We start from the raw sequence: 18,286 nt of genomic DNA on the forward strand, positions 1-18,286 counted from the left end.
TCAATATGATAAGCTCACACGGTGGATTTTATAACGACTGTACGTCAAGTTAGGTCGCCAAATGCAGGTCATTAAACAGACAAGTTTTAGTAACCTATCATGGTCGCTAACCCGTCTCAACCTCAGATTAAGCTTGTTGAACAGCCTTCGAGATTGGGGTATCGCCATTGATCAACGCAATGGTTTTACCGACCGTTGCAGGGGTGTGTAGCGTTTGAACTGTAAAAGTTGCGACATCATCACGCGTAATCTCACCGCCAACGTCAGGGTTAACGGTTACTTTGCCAGTACCGGCATCATTGATCAGCGTACCTGGTTGTAAAATGGTGTAATCCAATTGGGTTCTGTTTTTTAACCATTCGTCAGCATAATACTTTGCCACGTAGTACGGTTGTAATGCTCGTGGCCAACGACTCCGATCCGGTGTAAATTCAGCACTAATAATTACGTAGCGTTTAACGCCGGCAATTTTGGCTGCGACCATTGATTTGACAGCCCCATCCAAGTCAATCATTAAAGTCATATCATAACCCGTTTGACCACCTGATCCGGCTGCAAAAACAATGGCATCCATACCATTAAAAGCCAACGCTAAATCTTCAGGCTGAGCCATCAAATTGAATTGTACTGGCTGCGCACCAGCATCCTCGAAAGCCTCAGCCTGTTCTGGTTGGCGAATACCCGCGTACACTTGGTCACCTTGGGCAACTAACTTGGAAACGATTTTCTTACCAATCTGCCCATGGGCACCAATCACAAAGATTTTCATCTGGGTCACTCCTGTCCTTTAGTTAAGTTTCATTATAAAGCTTACCAGGACAAAAAAGTATCATTCTGTTCCTGATTTGTCCAGTTTACAAAATTGGCTTATAATATGAGCATCTAAACGAGAGTAGTGATAATTCATGTCAAAATATATTCGTCAAGCTACTAGTGCTGACTTACCAGCCATGATGGCTATTATCGAACAGGGCAAACACGCCTTGGCTGCCGATCAGATTCCCCAATGGCAAGATGGTTACCCGTTAGCTGCTGATATTCAGGCTGACATTGATGCTAGAATTGCCTGGGTACTCATTGTCGATGATCAGATTGCTGGGACGGCTGCACTGCTAACAACACCTGACCCCAATTACGCTATTATTTATGATGGCAGCTGGGCGCCTACTGAGAACCACCGCTATGCCTCGATTCACCGTATTGCTATTGCCAATGGTTACCACGGACAACATCTGACTGACTTTTACTTTAGCAATCTCATTACCATGAGTTACCAACTCGGCTTTCGTCAACTCCGAATTGATACGCACTTGTTAAACAAGCGAATGCAACACATTATTACCAAAGCTGGCTTCGAATACCGTGGTATCGTCTACATGAATCATGACAACAACGATCAACGGAATGCTTATCAGTTACTACTATCCTAATATTTGTCAGCCACGCGGCATTTGGCTTTAAACATTACGAACGCTTTAATTAAGACCAAACTCAACAAAAAGCACGCCAGATTATTCTGACGTGCTTTTTCCAATTTTGTAAACACCACCTGACAGCCAAACTTAATTAACTGGCACAAACACCTGTTGTGGCAGTGAGTACAAATACTGTTTAGTCACCTTTCCTGGATACATCGACGCTAGCGCTGCTGCATATAGTTTAACTTGACCAGCGTAGCGCGTCTTCAAATCTTCAGGCCGTTTGACGTGGTCCGTCTTATAATCAAACAAGGTTAACCCATCAGCCGTTTCTAAATAGCCGTCAATAATTCCATGAATCAGAACTTTTCCCGTTTCATGTTCATCAACATCGAAAATCTGACGTGCTGGAATCAGTAACGAGAATGGCACTTCGCGGTGCACCTTCGCCGGATTATCCAAAATTTGACTGCCCAGCGCACTCTGGTAAAAAGCCACGATGGTGTCAACTGCAATCAATTTCGCGACATTGGTCGTTAAGACCCGGTTAGCCACTAACCCATCAATCGTACTTTGAACCGTCGTTTCATTGACCGGTTTGGTCAAATCAAGTTGTTCTAAAACTAAGTGGGTCGCACTCCCAACTTCCGCACTGGTTGGCGCCTGCGTAGTTTGTAAAAATTGTGGTAACTCCAGTGACCCTGTCACAAACCGGGATGTCGGTCGTGAACGCCGCTGACTAACAGTCGGGTTCGCATTCATCAGCGGGGTATCCGGATCTTCAAAGATTCGTTTCACTTCTGATACCGATTGATATGCCGTCGTCGTCGTGGAAGCCTGGTGTGGATAATGAAAATTCAGTAACGTGGTCAGATAATCACGCGTTACTTGATCAACATCGATGGTGACTTGCTGTTCAACTAGTTCAAGCGCATCAGGTTGAGTACCCGATACCGCTTCACTTTGCTCCGCCAGGACGGTGGTGGCATCTCCCAATTCAACGGCTAGCTTGGTCGGATCATCCGTCAATTCGTAATTGGGCCATTCATCTCCCCAATATGCCTTCATGGCCGGATGCCGTATCACGGCCATACCGACCCAATCTAATTGATTAGTCGCCGCAATCCGTGCTTGGGCACTTAAGACGCGCCCGTCGCTAGCAAAGGCCTGCCGCCATTTTTCGGTCGCGGTATCAATATCCTTGATTGTTCCAACCAAATAGAGCTGTTGCTGAGCTCGCGTCATCGCGACATATAGTTTCCGCATCTCTTCAGCGCGCATCTTCTTGCTGACTACCTGCTTAGTCACAACTTGTGGCAAGGTCGGGTACTTCACACGCGTTTCTGGGTCCAAATAAGTAATCCCAATCCCCGCTTCTCGGTCCAATAGCGCGCTTGAGCGCGTATCAGTCTGATTGAACTGCTTATCCATATCCATCACAAAAATCACGGGGTATTCAAGCCCCTTGCTACCATGAATCGTCATTACGTTGACCGCTTCCGCATCAGTCTCGGCCACGGCAGCTGCCAAGTCCTGATCCTTTTCCTGCATCCGGCGAATAAAACGAACGAACTGAAATAAGCCCTTAAAACTGCCCTGTTCATACGTATAAGCACGTTCATATAAAGCGTGGAGATTAGCCTGACGCTGTTTACCAGCCGGCATGCCGCCAACGTAGTCTAAAAAGCCAGTTCGTTCATAGATTTGCCAAATCAGGGTTACGATTTGATTACGTCGTGCCAAATCTCGAAATTCAGTCAGTTGTGTCAAGAAGGTCTCGATCTTAGCATAAACTTGATCACCATATTCAGTCGCCGGACCAGTTGGATAATGATGATAAAAGTCCTGGACGGCTTGAAAATAATCACTCGTTTTATTCTGGATACGCAAATAAACTAATTGATTTTCGTCTAATCCGACAATTGGCGAGCGTAGAACCGCCACTAACGGAATATCTTGATATGGATTATCGATAATACTGAGTAGTGACATCATGATCCGAATCTCAGTGGTTTGAAAATAATTCTGGGCATCATTGACCACAACGGGAATGTGATACCGTTTGAAAACATCAATAATTGTTAAATTATGATTACGTGTTGGCACTAGTAACGCCACGTCGCTGTAACGAAACGGCCGGTATTCCCCATTAGCACGTTCATAGATTGGCTTATCTTGGGCCTTAAGTGCCAAAATCTTTTGGGCGACCATCGTGATACTCCCAACGGCAGGATCATCAATTGAAAAATTGGTTTCATCCGTGGAGACATCTTCTGTCGACTTGTCAGTTTCCGTCTGGTAAAGTAATAGATTCGTCGTTTGTGGCATATCGGCCGGATAATCCTTGGGCCCATACTTGAGGTAAGCCGCTTCATCATAATCAATTTGCCCGACCGGCGCGTCCATCAGCTGACTAAAGATTAGGTTAGTCAAATGATCGACATTCGCCACCGACCGGAAGTTTTCAGCTAATACGATTCGTTCCCCGTGTTCGGGATTCATCCCAAAATCGTGACACTTGTGCAAAAATAATAACGGATCAGCTAATCGGAACTGGTAAATCGACTGTTTGACGTCTCCCACCATGAACATATTTCCTGGCTGGTCGCGCGCCAACAGCTGCAAAATACTTTCTTGCAAAGAGTTAATATCTTGATATTCATCAACCATAACTTCTTCAAATTGGGCCCGTAACTGCGCCAAAGCTGCCTGACCACTTTCATTGTCACTCGTTAAGATTTGCAACGTTAGGTGTTCCAAATCCGAAAAGTCCAGGACGTGTCGCCGCCGTTTTTCAGCTGCAAAAGCCGTCTTAAACTGCTTGGTCGCATCCACTAGCTCAGTCACAATTGACTTTGCCCCTACCATAATATCTAAGACTTGCTGCTCATCGGCCGCAAAATAGGTCTCACTAAGGGTGATCATTTGTTTCTTGACACCGTCAACAAATTTGCCCATAGTTTTGGCCCGTGCAGTCTTCTCCGGCTCGTCCTTATAAGTTTTTTTGAGAGCTCCAATCTTGAAAGTGGCGACTTGAGTACGTAACTCATTCCAACTTGCCGTTGCCAATTGTTCACGGAGCGTCGTCAGCGTTTTTTGTGCTGTAGCGAGTACCTCAAGCGTTTTCGGGACTAAGTCAGCATCCGTCGCAACTTTTTGTGCCTGTCGTAATTTCATTTGCATCCCATCGACTTCATTAATGAGCAATGGTAATAATTGTTGTTGATAAAAGGCACTGGCCGTTAACGCTTCCTCATCCACCTGATAAGGTTCCGGTAACTTGCTCAGCCAGCCTTCCGGATCCGGGGTCGACTGGGCAAAATCAAATAACCGAAAAATCAATCGACTGAGACCATCATCACTTCGATCATTAGAAAAATTCGCTGTTAATAAGTCAAATAACGTACCATCTTCATCATATAATTGTTCACGAACACTGTCCCAAACCTGATCACGAATGAGTAACCCTTCAGTGTTGTCCGTCAATAGGCGAAAAACAGGATCCAAATCAATAACGTAGTAATAACGCTGAATCACGCGGAGACAAAAAGCATCCAACGTACTAATGTTGGCTACCCCGAGCAAATTTAATTGCTGCCGTAATTGCCGAATCGCTGGTGACGCCGTGGTTTGCGCCGGATTGTCCGTCATTAACTGTGAGATTCGCTTATTGATTTGCGATTCCAGCTTTTGTTTCATATGCTTGGCAGCTAAGTTTGTAAACGTCACCACGAGTAACTGGTCAATATTCGTGCCGGCCAGTATCTTGCGCATAATACGTTCGATCAATACGGTCGTCTTTCCAGAACCAGCCGAAGCTGAAACTAACAAGTTATTTCCCTGCTGTGCGATAACAGCTTGCTGGCTAGGTGTATAGTTTGTACCCTCACTCATGGTTTTCTCCACCTTTCTGTGTCTTCAGTAAATCAAGAACCTGTTTGGCTGATAATGGCGGTAGATCCCGATAAGCATTTTCTGCCAACATTGCATCAAACTGCATAATTGATAGATACGGCGAATACTGTAAAGCAGTTGTCTTATCGTTCAGCCGAATTGGATTTAGTTGAATTTCTCCAGCGAAAATCGCTTCAGCAGCTGCAATAATCAATTGACTATTATGCTGTAATAATCGTTCTAACTGGTCATTCGTCACCAGTGAAGCTGCACGCCCCCCACTATACGACCCATCCTTTTTACGTGCGAATGGGTAAACTTTCGAGGTCCCGTTACCTTGTTGTAGTTCGCTATCTAAATGTTCCAATAGCTGCGGATCATCGAGCAAAATTCCCTTATACTTATTCTTCTTTAGGAGCGCTGCTTCAAAACCGCCCTGAATATCTTTTGGTTTCAGAGTTGGATTTTGAATGTGCATGTAAAGTGCGCCGGCTAATTTAACCGCAGCTTGATCAGAACCGACTAAAGCTTGCTCGTTATGCAGCACAGCGTCCAAATAAGTTAACATTTGCATTGCGAGACCATAGTAAGCCTCTTGAAAATCAAATTTATGTTGGGATGACTTATAATCGACGATTCCCAGGTAACTTTGATCTGCCACTTGAATTTGGTCGAGACGGTCAATCTTCCCTCGCACGTGCACACTATGCGTTGCATCAATTTGAAAATCGAGCGCTTTTAATCCGTGTTCCTTGCCAACGTTACCAAATAAGACCTCGGTTTGCTTCGGTTCAGCGGCTGACAGTTTACTTTGATTGCGAATCGCAAATGCAATCTGCCGGACTGTGTTGATTAACTGCCGTTGCAAGTAAGCCATCCGGTTAGAACTCGTCAAAATTGTAAACTGTGGTTGATCTAAGATTTGACGGGTCACAGTCTCTAAATACTGTCCTAACTGCTGATCACTGGCTTGGGCCAATGGGATTTGATCAGACCGTAACGCCTTGATGAGCCCATCTAAGACAGCGTGGAAAAACTCCCCAGTACTAGCAGCTGATAACTCGAACACATCACGCTCACGCAGTTTGAGCCCATATTTCAAGAAATAAGCGTACTGATTACGATAAAATTCTTCTAGTTTTGAAATTGACGTATAAATTTGATACCCATACAAAGCCTCAACGCTGGCTGGTGTCAGCTTGACAGGTTGATTGCGATAGCTTAATCCAGCCATCAATTGACGTGCTAGCTCACCGAATTGGGGGTCACGCGTCAATTGTTGCCGTAACCACACCCACACCGGAGCAGGTTGTAATGGTGCGCCAACACGATTACGGTCAGTATTCGTCGTTAACACATCGCGGTAAACCTGAATCACATGACTAATCGTCCGGCGCTTAGTCCCAACAAATGGCCGCGCATCGGCATTAGTCGGATCAGGCGTCCCAAGATAAGTATGTTCTCGCAAATTGAACTGGCGTTGAATTCGCCGCACATAGTTGGACCAATTTAAATCTGTTTCTTGATCATCTTTTAACGGGGCGCTGAAAAACAAGTGTCGACGGGCACTTAAAAAGGCCAAATAATTCAGACAACTTTCATCACCGAGCTGAACGACAGCTGAATCATTTAAATAGTGGTCACCATCTAACGAACTGAGCGTTGGTTGCAAATTTTCTTTATCCACATCACTCAATAAGTTGTTCGTCATAATCCGGTCAGGCATCACTAAATCGGTTGCCCCAACCATGAAGACAACTTTATGGTCCTGACTTTGAACCATTCCGCTCTCTGAAATTAACACCTGGTCCAACGTCGACGGAATTTGCGAGTAACTAGCACCTTCAAAGCCCGCTTGTAATAGTGCCAAAAAGTCCGTAATTTCAAATGGCTCTGCACCTAAAATCGTCACGTATTCATCTAGCATCCCACAGAAAGTTTGCCAGGTCTGCTCAGGCTCGGCAGCTGCCCGGACATCTTGGCGATCCAAGGCTTGATCACGCCAAGCTAATAGCTGGTCCGTAACGCCCTGGCTTGTCAAAAAGTTGACCAGCAATGTCACGGCCGCTTTGCCATCCGGTGCTTGCCGCATTTTTTTAAAAAACGGTGGTAACGTTTCAGCAACAAAGTGATGAATCAAGTTGATTTGTCGCGAAATTTCAGCATTTTGGTCCGTCTCGACCCCGGCATCACCCTCGGTTAATTGAAAGTATTGCCAATCTTCCCTTTGTACCCACCGCTGGCCGTGATAACCACTTTTAAGGATAAAGTTTTCGGTCAGATCTACTGCTTGGCGGTAGGCTTGCCGATCCATCGGTTGCCCATTGATATTTGGCATCAACAGCTCGGTTTTCAACACTCGCATAACATCACGATATTGATACTGCTGTGCGTCGATATCAAACAACGCGTTAATCAACTCAACTAACGGATGGTCGGCCATTGAACGCTGTAAATCAACAAAGTATGGTATTTCTAATTCATGAAAAGTCGGCGCTAACATCGTTTGGTAGGCATCTAAGTGCCGTGTCATGATCAAGAAGTCCCGATAATGATAATCGTCGGCGGGATCGGCATGTTTTTTCGCGACCATTGCCCGAATCATGCGGCCAACTTGTGCCAATTCGGTCTGTCGACTATCGGTCCGGAATAAATGCACATTCGTATTCGGCTCCTCGTAACCGGTAGCCGCTTGGGGCTGACCACGCCAAAAATCATCGAGAGCCACTAAGCCGGGAGCCACGCGCGGCGTTTCAGCATAAATATCTTGGCTAACCGGAATCTGACGAATACGGGCATACTGATAAAGCCGATAATAAAGCCGACCAGATTGATAAAACAGCGTGCCATTTTCTGGCGCCCGGTCAACGACTTTGTGATCGAGCATCAAACTGATTGTCACGTCCGCGCCCTGTTCCAGCATAGTCGTGACGATTCCCTGTTCCTGGGCCGGTAATTGGGCAAAGCCAGCGAGTTCCACATAAACGTGCGTTCCGTGCAAGTCTTGACGCCGTAAGTAAGCATTCAATTGAACGAGAATATCAGCGGGCTTAAGATACTTATCTGCAGTCGCCGCCACGAAGTCTTTGTAAACGATCGCCAGATCATGTAGCTTAGCCTGCAAGTCACCCGCCTGAGCATTCGCTGCCAATTGAACCACATCTTCTGGTTGCAAATTAGCGGTCTGTAACTCATTAATTTCACGAGCTAGTTGAGTCACAAAACCCGTTTGCGAGATTTCACCACCAAACAATCGCAGCTCATCGGCATGTCGTTGTAGAATGCGATATAATAGCATGTCAATCCCAGCAGCGGAGAGTCGTGGTACTTGATAAGCTGCTTCGTTCTTCATCAAGTACCAAGCAAGACGGGTAAATGAAAAGACCTGAACCTGAGTCTGGGCATACAAATCTGGTTGCCCAAATGCCTGTGCCAAGCGGTTCAACACGTCAACTTCAGTATCGAACTTAATATGGTTCGGTACCAAATAAAAAAACTGATCTTGTGGCTTAGCCATCAAGGTTGCCACTAACTGCGCCACCATAGTACGGCGATGGTCCATCTTGGCTGGTCCCAATACAAATTGTAAGCTCACCACTAATTCCTCCTCTGAACTGAACAAACGTTCTCATTAAGTTAGTCTCATTATCGCATATTTAACCGGCTAAAAAAACACCTAACCCGTAAGTTAGATGTTTATTATCGCGTCCATTAAATACCACGTTATTCAGCCAGGCGACCCGTGTGCTGCACGTCTTAATTCTCAACGTTGACGGCCACTGCTGCCAGATGTGCGTCGGATTTATAATGGCTTATCGTGCCCGGCATCCAGTACCGTTTTGTCATCCTGATTTGAAATTTTAGAAGCTTTAACGAACGTGGTCACGGCTTAATGTGGTCAACTCGCACGGTCGCTTATTCATCCGGCTGCAAGTCTCGACCTCAAAACACCTTACCGATCACCCGGTGACACTCGCCAATCCTCAGAGTGCTTAAAAGACGCGAATTAGCACAACCCCCACAATCATGACGAGCAAGCCCATCAACTGGACCCCCGAAATTGGGTTCTTTTTTGAAGCAAACCAGCCAAATTGGTCAATCATTAAACTACCGGCCATCAGTCCGACTAAAACAATGACGACCGCTAAACCAGTGCCAACGACCGGAACCAAGTAAACATTACCCAAAACATACAGCGCGCCAATCATGCCACCAATCCACATCCACCAAGGATTAGGCGTCTTAGTTGGCCTAATCAATTTGAATTGAGGTCGCAAGACTAACACGATGACGATCAGCCCCAGAGTACCAACTAAAAAAGAAACAAATGCCGCGTGCACTGTGGAGCCAAGCACCCGACCTAGGTGCCCATTGACCGCAGTTTGCATCGCACTGAGCATTCCGGCAACCACACCTAGTGCACGCCAAATTCCAAGGCCACTTTGGTCAGTGTCAGTAGCTGTATCTTTTTCCGCTGTTTCAGTGATTCGATTATGCCGCTGTTCGAGCCACCCCTGAGCCGCAACGGTGATGATGACTCCCGCCAAGACTAAAATTGCACCCAAAAATCGGGTCATCGTCAATGTACTTTGGGGTGAGTCGAACCAACCAAAATTATCAATCAATAGCCCGGCCAAAATTTGACCAAGCACGGGCATAATAACGGTTTGAACACTACCCAGCTTCGGAAACAACAAGATATTGCCAGTTAAGTAGACGACCCCCAACAGCCCACCCAGCCAAATCCAAACCGGTTGACTCGTAAATAACTTCGTCGAAAATCCTAAAGTATGGACATCAATTAGTGTCATTATCGCCAAAAACAACGTCCCCACAGCAAAAGATATTAGGGAGGCACCAAATGGAGATCCCACTGAATTGCGCAATCGCGAATTAATACTCGTTTGCATTGGTAACCCAATCCCGATTGCTAAGCCAACTAAAATTGCTAACATCGAATATTCCCTCATTTCTTTATCTTGTCTTAACAATCTGTCACAGGTTAATATTAGCACGAGCCGGTAACTAAAATAGTCATGAAAATCGTCTGGATAATCCAGCTTAATTTTCATGACTATTTTAAATATGCCAGCCATTTATGGCGCGTAATCCTAATCAGTCACTCCCCAGTGTTCTGGGTCCTGACGCCACGTATGCAGCGAAGCTAATTCCTCGTCATCAATGTAATCTGCTTGGCGAGCAACTTTGATTAGTTCAGGATAGTTGGACAAACTGAACAGCGGTAATGACACAGCGGCAAAATTTTGCGTTGCCGCATCCAAGGCATAACTGAAGATTGCCCCAACAGCCTGAATATCGCCACCTGCTGCTTGAACGGCCTTGGCCGCCTGTAACACACTGCCACCCGTCGAAATCAGATCATCCAGCATGACAACTTTTTGACCGGGCTTTAACACCCCTTCGATTTGGCGTCCAGCACCGTGATCCTTGGGTTTAGCACGAACGTAGATCAATGGTAGATTTAACAATTCCGCCACCCAGGCTGCATGGGGAATGCCAGCCGTTGCGACCCCCGCAATCACTTCGGTCGCCGGGTATTCACGCTTGATGATGGCGGCGATTCCGTGCGCGATATGCTGACGGACCGCCGGATAAGAAATCGTCAGCCGATTGTCCGTATAAATTGGACTTTTAATGCCACTGGCCCAGGTGAACGGGTCGTTTGGTCGTAGTGTAACGGCTTTAATCGTCAACAAATCAGTGGCGATAGTTGCTGCAATTTCACTCATATTAGTTACTCCATTCTGTCATAATATCTCGGTAAGCTTGAACTGGTTCTGCAGCCTGCGTAATTGGCCGCCCGATGACGAGACCGTTGCTCCCAGCCTTAGCAGCGGCAGCCGGTGTCATCACCCGTTGCTGGTCATCTGACTGCGCCGACGCTGGCCGAATTCCCGGCGTAATTCCGAGAAAATCAGCACCGACGGCCGTATGAATCGCCTGAACTTCTTGGGCGGAACAAATGACGCCATCACAGTCACTCGCCCGTGCTAGTTTGGCATAATGCACGACACTCGCCCGAACCGTTCCCATGATTTGCTGGTCCTGATTCAAAATAGCTTGATTAGTCGAAGTTAACTGCGTAATCGCTAATAACTTGGGGGCAGTGACTCCAGCGGCCATTGCACCCGCGACCAATCCTCGTTTGGCGGCTGAAAGCATCACGTGCCCACCCGCAGCATGAACCGTCGTATAGGTTACCCCTAACCGCCCGATCACCCGCATTGCGGATTCGACGGTATTGGGAATATCATGTAGTTTCAAATCTAAGAAAACCGCATGGCCGCGAGCTTGCACGTCCGTCACAATACTCGGTCCCGCTGCATAAAATAACTCCATGCCGATTTTGACAGTGACATGTAAATCAGCCGGAAATTGGTCTAAAAAAGCTAAGGCCCGTTCGGCGGTGGGAAAATCTAACGCAATGATAATTGGTCGCTTCATCCTTGGACCTCCTGAATCAACGCTTGCAAGCTGGTGATCCCGTACTGATCCATTGCCGCCGGTAATCCAGCAATAATGTCTGTACAAGCAGTCGGGTGACCATACGTTGCGGCCCCAACTTGAACAGCATTTGCACCAGCCAGGTAAAATTCCAACACATCAGCCGGCGTGAACACGCCACCAACGCCAATAATCGGCAACTTGGTATGTTGACGCACGTCATGGATCATCCGAACAGCAAGTGGATGAATGGCTTTTCCAGATAAACCGCCCGTACCATGCGCTAAGATCGGTTGGCGCGTGGCTAAATCGATGCCCATACCCGTTAACGTGTTAATCATCGTCAGTCCAGCCGCTCCACCAGCTTCGGCAGCGAGTGCAATTGGGACAATATCAGTGACATTCGGGGTCAGCTTCATGAAAACTGGTTTATCGACCGCGGCAACAATCGCCTTAGTCAACGCCCTTACCGTCGCTGGATCAGTTCCAAATGCTAGGCCGCCATGGTCGACGTTTGGACATGAAATATTGATTTCCAATAATTTGACGTTAGGTGCCGACGCCATTTTTCGTGCGACTGCCACGTATTCATCAAAGCTCGCCCCCGCGACACTCCCAATAATCGGTAAATCCGGATAATGAGTCGCTAACCACGGTAATTTATCGGCCAGCACATTGTCAATTCCGGGATTTTTGAGTCCAATTGCATTGAGCCACCCCGCGGTTGTTTCCGCGGTCGTTGGTCGTGGGTTGCCCGCTTTCGGTTCGGCGGTGGTCGACTTGATGACCAAGCCCCCCAGCGCACTCAGGTCTAACTGTTGAGCCATCTGTTGACCATATGCCGCCGTACCACTAGCCGGCATAACCGGATTTTTGAACGTGACACCGGCTAAATTTACTGTTAATCGTCCCATCGTTTTCCTCCTATGATCAAGCTTATCGGCGGGTGTCCTGATTTAGAGCGCCTGCGTTACAAATGATTGTGATTCTCGTACTTGCAAAATTGCCGCGACCGTATCTAAGGCCGTAAACAATGGAATACCGTGCATAATTGACGTGTTTCGAATCAGGGTACCATCATTTTCAGCCTGTTCTTCATCCGAAACCGTATTAATGACGACTTGAACTTCGCCAGCTTCCATGCGATGCAGTAAATCATGCTCGCCACTATCGATCTTGTCGACGGTCGTAACGGGTAACCCGTGTGTGGTCAGAGCAGTCGCCGTTCCCCGAGTCGCTAGCAATTGGTAACCCAACGCATGGAACCGCTTGGCTAACGCCACTGTTTCTGGCTTGTCTTCATCCCGGACAGTCAAAAGTACGTTACCATGGCTCGGCACGTGTAGCTTAGCCGCTTCAAAGGCTTTGTAAAGCGCCTTTGCCATCGTGACATCGCTGCCCATGACTTCACCCGTTGACTTCATTTCTGGTCCCAACAAACTATCCACACGATTCAACTTTGAAAATGAAAAGACCGGCGCTTTGACGTGTACTAAGGGACCCGGTGTGACTAAGCCAGTCTGATAGCCTTGTTCAGCCAATGACTGGCCAAGGATTGCCCGAGTCGCAACTTGAGCCATCGGAATGTTCGTGACCTTGCTTAAGAATGGCACCGTCCGGCTCGCGCGCGGATTGACTTCAATCACATAAACTTGGTCGTCGTGGATTACGAATTGAATGTTCATCATCCCGACACAGTTGAGCGCAATGGCTAATTTTTCAGTATAATCCACAATTTGTGCTTGGACCGCCGCCGAAAGTGACTGTGGCGGATAAACGGCCATCGAATCGCCAGAATGGACACCCGCCCGTTCGATGTGTTCCATAATTCCCGGAATCAAGACTGTTTGACCGTCACAAATGGCATCAACTTCACATTCCTTCCCGACCAAATAACTGTCCACTAAAACGGGGTGGTCATGCGACACCTTGACCGCGTTATGCATGTAATAGTCTAAGTCGGTCCGCTTCTTGACAATTTCCATCGCCCGGCCACCAAGGACATAACTGGGCCGGACAAGGACGGGATAGCCCAACTTATCCGCAATAGCTAGCGCGGTTGCTTCATCACTTGCCGTATCACCAGCCGGTTGTGGAATAGCTAAAGCTTTGATGACCTTATCAAATTCGTCACGGTCTTCCGCGCGGTTGACATCCGCCACACTCGTCCCTAATATTTTGATACCATGGTCAGCTAATGGTTTCGCTAAGTTAATCGCTGTTTGACCACCAAATTGCACAATCACGCCCACTGGTTTTTCAAGTTCGATCACGTTTAAGACATCTTCAATCGTCAGTGGCTCGAAGTACAATTTGTCTGATACTGAGAAATCAGTCGAGACGGTTTCCGGATTACTATTCATGATAATCGCTTCATAGCCAGCTTTTTGGATGGCTTTAACGGAGTGAACGGTAGCATAGTCGAATTCCACCCCTTGCCCAATGCGAATCGGCCCTGACCCTAACACTAAAACGGATGGGCGTTTCGTGACAATACTCTCATTTTCAAACTCATAAGTGCCGTAGTAATAAGGTGTCTCCGAAGCAAACTCACCGGCACAAGTATCGACCATCTTATAAACGGGCGCTAGTTTGTGCGCTAAGCGGAAGTCGCGAACCTGATCGATTGTTTCGTGCCAATAGTCAGCTACCGTTTGATCGGCGAAGCCATTGCGTTTAGCGACAGTTAGTGTCTCTATGTCATCCGTATGGGTACGCAAAGCTTGTTCGATTTCAATAATGTGTAATAGTTTATCCAGGAAGAACACGTTGATCTTGGTGAGTTCTGCTAATTCATCAATCGGGTAACCGCGGCGAATTGCTTCCGTTAAGTAGAATAACCGATCATCCTGCGCATGAATGAGCTTATCGCTGAGTACATCATCGTCAACACTACGCAGAGTGGGTTCTTCAACGTGGTGCACCCCAATTTCTAATGATCGGACCGCCTTTAGTGTGGCTTCTTCAATATTACGCCCAATCGCCATGACTTCGCCGGTCGCCTTCATCTGAGTGCCCAAACGACGATCAGCATGGGTGAACTTATCAAACGGCCAGCGAGGAATCTTGCAAACCACGTAGTCCAACGCTGGCTCGAATTCAGCGTAAGTGGTTCCCGTCACCGGATTTTTAATTTCATCCAAATGCAAGCCGACTGCAATCTTGGCAGCCATCTTAGCAATTGGGTAACCAGTCGCTTTGGAGGCTAACGCTGATGAGCGACTGACCCGCGGATTTACTTCAATAATATAGTAATTAAAACTATTCGGATCGAGGGCCAACTGAACGTTACAGCCCCCCTCAATCTTCAACGCCCGAATAATCTTCAAAGCAGCATCCCGTAATAATTGCACTTCGCGATCTGCTAACGTTTGAACAGGTGCATAGACGATTGAATCACCGGTATGAATCCCCACGGGGTCAAAATTTTCCATATTGCAGACGACCATCGCATTATCCGCAGCATCACGCATAACTTCAAACTCAATTTCTTTGTACCCGGCAATACTTTGTTCGATCAGAACTTGGGTCACTGGTGATAACGCCAACCCATTTTCGGTAATGTCGTGTAACTGTTGGGGCGTCTCGGCGATGCCACCGCCAGTCCCCCCCATCGTAAAGGCTGGTCGCACGATGACCGGATAACCAGCTTGCTCAGCGAAAGCCAACGCTTCGTCAACCGTCCGCGCAATACCAGAAGCTGGCACGGGTTCGCCCAATTCTTCCATCAGTGCCTTAAACTGTTCCCGGTCTTCCGCTTGATCAATTGCGCTGAGCTTCGTTCCTAACAGTTCAATGTGCAACTCATCGAGAATACCCGATTTAGATAATTCCATCGCCATATTCAAGCCCTGCTGGCCGCCTAAAGTTGGCAAAATCGCGTCCGGATGTTCTTTGCGGAGAATCTGCGAAACAAATTCAAGTGTAATTGGTTCCAAGTAGACCTGGTCTGCAATTTCTTTGTCCGTCATAATCGTTGCGGGGTTAGAATTGACCAAGACCACTTCATAATCGAGTTCTTTTAATGCCAGGCAAGCTTGTGTCCCAGAATAATCAAATTCTGCGGCCTGACCAATAATAATTGGTCCTGAACCAATTACCATAATTTTATGAATATCTGTCCGTTTAGGCATTGAATTGGCTTCCTTTCTGGGTTGCTTGATTAGCCGCCATCAAATCAATAAATTCGTCAAAAATATGATCAGCATCGTGAGGACCCGGCGCTGCATCCGGATGATATTGCACGGAAAAGGCCGCGTAGTCGCGATGCCGCAAGCCTTCCACGGTGCCATCATTAATCTCCTCATGGGTGATTAACAAGTCAGTCTGCGCTAATGAATCCCGATCCACCGCGTAACCATGGTTTTGCGACGTAAAATCAATCCGCCCAGTTGCAATCTCACGAACGGGATGGTTAAACCCACGATGTCCGAACTTCATCTTGAACGTGTCCGCACCGTTTGCTAGCGCAAAAAGTTGATGTCCGAGACAAATTCCAAATAGCGGCACATGTTTTTCCACTTCTCTGATCATCTCTAAGGCTCCCGGAACATCTTTGGGATCACCAGGGCCGTTCGTCAACATCACACCATCCGGATTCAAAGCCATGATTTCACTCGCCGTGGTATTGTACGGCAACACCGTCAAGTTACATTGACGCTTGGCTAATTCGCGTAAAATCGAATGCTTCAACCCAAAGTCGACGACGACCACGTTGGGGCCTGTCGCTGGGTTGGGATAGGCGTTATTCGTTGAGCTCTGGGCAACAACGGCCCGATTTAATTCCGTGATTTTGAGCCGATCAACCGTATCTGGTAAGACGTTATCAACGATGGTGGCCTTCATCGCGCCCTTCGTTCGGATATGTTTAGTGACCGCCCGCGTATCAATATCCATAATGCCAGGAATCGCATTCTGTTTTAGATAATCGTCCAACGACTGAGCATTACGCCAATTACTGGCTCGTCGGGCAACTTCGTGAACAACAACGCCCTTACAAGTTGGCTTGATTGACTCATGGTCATCCCGATTAATGCCGTAATTTCCAATCAAAGGATACGTAAACATCAAGATTTCGCCATTATAAGACTGGTCTGTGATCGACTCTTGATAACCACTCATGCCGGTATTAAAGACTAATTCACCAACCGTGGCCGTTGTCGCACCAAACCCCGTGCCGGGGTAAATCGTACCATCTTCAAGTACTAAGTATCGTTTCATGCTTGCGTTTCCTTTCCATATGCCAACTTACCGTCAACTAGTGTCATTAAGACGTTGCCATAAACGGGCCAACCGATAAACGGGGAATTGTGCCCCTTCGATAACATGGTGGCCGCTTCGATTTCATATTGATGATCTAAATCAATAATGGTTAGATCAGCCGGTGCCCCCACTACCAACCGGCCGGCTGTATTTAAGCCAAATAGTTCAGCCGGACGCGTGCTCATCAGTTCAATTAAACGACCGAGCGTCAGTAACCGGGTCTTGACCAGCGCCGTATATAGCGTGGCAAAGGCAGTCTCAATCCCAGTAATCCCGAAGGCTGCCGTCTTCATGCTGCCCTGTTTTTCGGCATCAGTATGCGGCGCATGGTCCGTCGCAATCATGTCGATCGTGCCATCCAACAATCCCGCAACTAACGCTGCGCGATCCTTGGCTGAACGCAACGGTGGATTCATCTTTAACATCGGGTTATCCATCGTAATATCTTCATCACAAAGGAGTAAATGATGGGGCGATACTTCACAAGTCACGTTGATGCCAGCTGCTTTCGCATTGCGAATCACGCGTAAACTTTCCGCCGTTGAGACGTGACAAACATGGTAGTGAACCCCACTCACTTCCGCCAACATGACATCACGAGCCACTTGGGCCGCTTCTGAAACATTATTGATACCAGGCAATCCTAGCCGATCAGCAACGGGCCCCGCGTTCATCACGCCATGATGATAAAGCGAATCATCCTCAACGTGTGCCGCTAATGGCAACCCAACTTTAGCAGCACCTTGCATGGCTGCAAACATGGTTCCGGCCGTTTGAACACCGGAACCATCGTTACTGACGGCAAAGGCCCCCGCAGCTTTGATGCCGGCAAAGTCAACGAGCTGTTCACTAGTCCGCCCAGTCGTAATGCTGGCATATTGTGCGACGTGAACATGTGCTTCCTGCTGATTACGCGCCACCATCGTCGCGACCCGCTCAGGTGTATCGGGTACCGGATCCACATTAGGCATTGCTCCGACCGTTGTGAAACCGCCATGCGCCGCGGCTAACGTTCCGGTCGCAATCGTTTCCTTCGCTGTTTGACCAGGATCGCGTAAATGGACGTGTACGTCGACAAAGCCCGGACTAACAAAGTGCTGATCGGCACAAATGACGTGATCCGCCGGTCCAAACTGATCGTGCAGTTGGTGCCCGATCGCCTTAATTCGGCCCTCGGCAATCAGGATATCCGTTGTTTGTAACTGCCCTGCTTGCCACACTTGAGCATTCTTAATTAATGTTGTCAT

Annotated in this window: 11 protein-coding genes; 1 reads left to right on the forward strand and 10 read right to left on the reverse strand. The window is 47.5% G+C overall.

Features of this window, described 5'->3' with window-relative positions; all coding sequences use genetic code 11:
* Positions 1–127: 127 nt before the first annotated feature.
* Complete coding sequence (locus MZO41_RS05810) at positions 128–769, reverse strand: SDR family oxidoreductase (protein WP_003642616.1); 642 nt, start codon at positions 767–769, stop codon at positions 128–130.
* A 136-nt stretch (positions 770–905) separates the two neighbouring features.
* Here MZO41_RS05810 and MZO41_RS05815 point away from each other — a divergent pair, with 136 nt between their 5' ends.
* Entirely contained in the window at positions 906–1,430 is a 525-nt protein-coding gene (locus tag MZO41_RS05815; protein ID WP_003642615.1) for a GNAT family N-acetyltransferase, read from the forward strand.
* Between the two features lie 132 nt (positions 1,431–1,562).
* Here the strand turns inward: MZO41_RS05815 and addA are convergent, their stop codons facing one another.
* From addA to pyrC, 9 genes are all read right to left on the reverse strand, one after another.
* Entirely contained in the window at positions 1,563–5,312 is a 3,750-nt protein-coding gene (gene addA, locus MZO41_RS05820) for a helicase-exonuclease AddAB subunit AddA (protein ID WP_013355822.1), read from the reverse strand.
* Positions 5,305–8,907, reverse strand: coding sequence for a PD-(D/E)XK nuclease family protein (locus MZO41_RS05825; RefSeq protein ID WP_033098947.1), 3,603 nt, complete (start codon positions 8,905–8,907; stop codon positions 5,305–5,307). The genes addA and MZO41_RS05825 overlap by 8 nt, the downstream gene beginning before the upstream one ends.
* 397 nt (positions 8,908–9,304) lie before the next feature.
* Positions 9,305–10,408, reverse strand: coding sequence for a DMT family transporter (locus MZO41_RS05830; protein WP_058906791.1), 1,104 nt, complete (start codon positions 10,406–10,408; stop codon positions 9,305–9,307).
* 15 nt (positions 10,409–10,423) lie between these two features.
* A complete protein-coding gene (gene pyrE, locus MZO41_RS05835; RefSeq protein ID WP_003642611.1) occupies positions 10,424–11,062 on the reverse strand; it encodes an orotate phosphoribosyltransferase in 639 nt (212 codons plus the stop codon).
* A gap of 1 nt (position 11,063) precedes the next feature.
* Positions 11,064–11,777 (reverse strand): orotidine-5'-phosphate decarboxylase, encoded by a 714-nt coding sequence (pyrF, locus tag MZO41_RS05840; protein WP_003642610.1) that lies wholly within the window; start codon positions 11,775–11,777, stop codon positions 11,064–11,066.
* Positions 11,774–12,691, reverse strand: coding sequence for a dihydroorotate dehydrogenase (locus tag MZO41_RS05845; RefSeq protein ID WP_013355825.1), 918 nt, complete (start codon positions 12,689–12,691; stop codon positions 11,774–11,776). Before MZO41_RS05845 ends, pyrF begins: the two co-directional genes overlap by 4 nt.
* 42 nt (positions 12,692–12,733) lie before the next feature.
* Positions 12,734–15,910, reverse strand: a complete 3,177-nt coding sequence (gene carB / locus MZO41_RS05850; RefSeq protein ID WP_013355826.1) for a carbamoyl-phosphate synthase large subunit — start codon at positions 15,908–15,910, stop codon at positions 12,734–12,736.
* A complete protein-coding gene (locus MZO41_RS05855; RefSeq protein WP_013355827.1) occupies positions 15,903–16,997 on the reverse strand; it encodes a carbamoyl phosphate synthase small subunit in 1,095 nt (364 codons plus the stop codon). The genes carB and MZO41_RS05855 overlap by 8 nt, the downstream gene beginning before the upstream one ends.
* Entirely contained in the window at positions 16,994–18,286 is a 1,293-nt protein-coding gene (gene pyrC, locus MZO41_RS05860; protein ID WP_013355828.1) for a dihydroorotase, read from the reverse strand. The genes MZO41_RS05855 and pyrC overlap by 4 nt, the downstream gene beginning before the upstream one ends.

This window comes from Lactiplantibacillus sp. C232, from assembly GCF_023806725.1.
In the GTDB taxonomy this organism is placed as follows: domain Bacteria; phylum Bacillota; class Bacilli; order Lactobacillales; family Lactobacillaceae; genus Lactiplantibacillus; species Lactiplantibacillus plantarum.

Excerpts from the sequence above, each read along its gene's own strand:
- MZO41_RS05810 (WP_003642616.1), bottom strand. The coding sequence starts at position 769 with ATGAAAATCTTTGTGATTGGTGCCCATGGGCAGATTGGTAAGAAAATC.
- MZO41_RS05815 (WP_003642615.1), top strand. The coding sequence starts at position 906 with ATGTCAAAATATATTCGTCAAGCTACTAGTGCTGACTTACCAGCCATG.
- addA (WP_013355822.1), bottom strand. The coding sequence starts at position 5,312 with ATGAGTGAGGGTACAAACTATACACCTAGCCAGCAAGCTGTTATCGCA.
- MZO41_RS05830 (WP_058906791.1), bottom strand. The coding sequence starts at position 10,408 with ATGGCTGGCATATTTAAAATAGTCATGAAAATTAAGCTGGATTATCCA.
- pyrE (WP_003642611.1), bottom strand. The coding sequence starts at position 11,062 with ATGAGTGAAATTGCAGCAACTATCGCCACTGATTTGTTGACGATTAAA.
- pyrF (WP_003642610.1), bottom strand. The coding sequence starts at position 11,777 with ATGAAGCGACCAATTATCATTGCGTTAGATTTTCCCACCGCCGAACGG.
- MZO41_RS05845 (WP_013355825.1), bottom strand. The coding sequence starts at position 12,691 with ATGGGACGATTAACAGTAAATTTAGCCGGTGTCACGTTCAAAAATCCG.
- carB (WP_013355826.1), bottom strand. The coding sequence starts at position 15,910 with ATGCCTAAACGGACAGATATTCATAAAATTATGGTAATTGGTTCAGGA.
- MZO41_RS05855 (WP_013355827.1), bottom strand. The coding sequence starts at position 16,997 with ATGAAACGATACTTAGTACTTGAAGATGGTACGATTTACCCCGGCACG.
- pyrC (WP_013355828.1), bottom strand. The coding sequence starts at position 18,286 with ATGACAACATTAATTAAGAATGCTCAAGTGTGGCAAGCAGGGCAGTTA.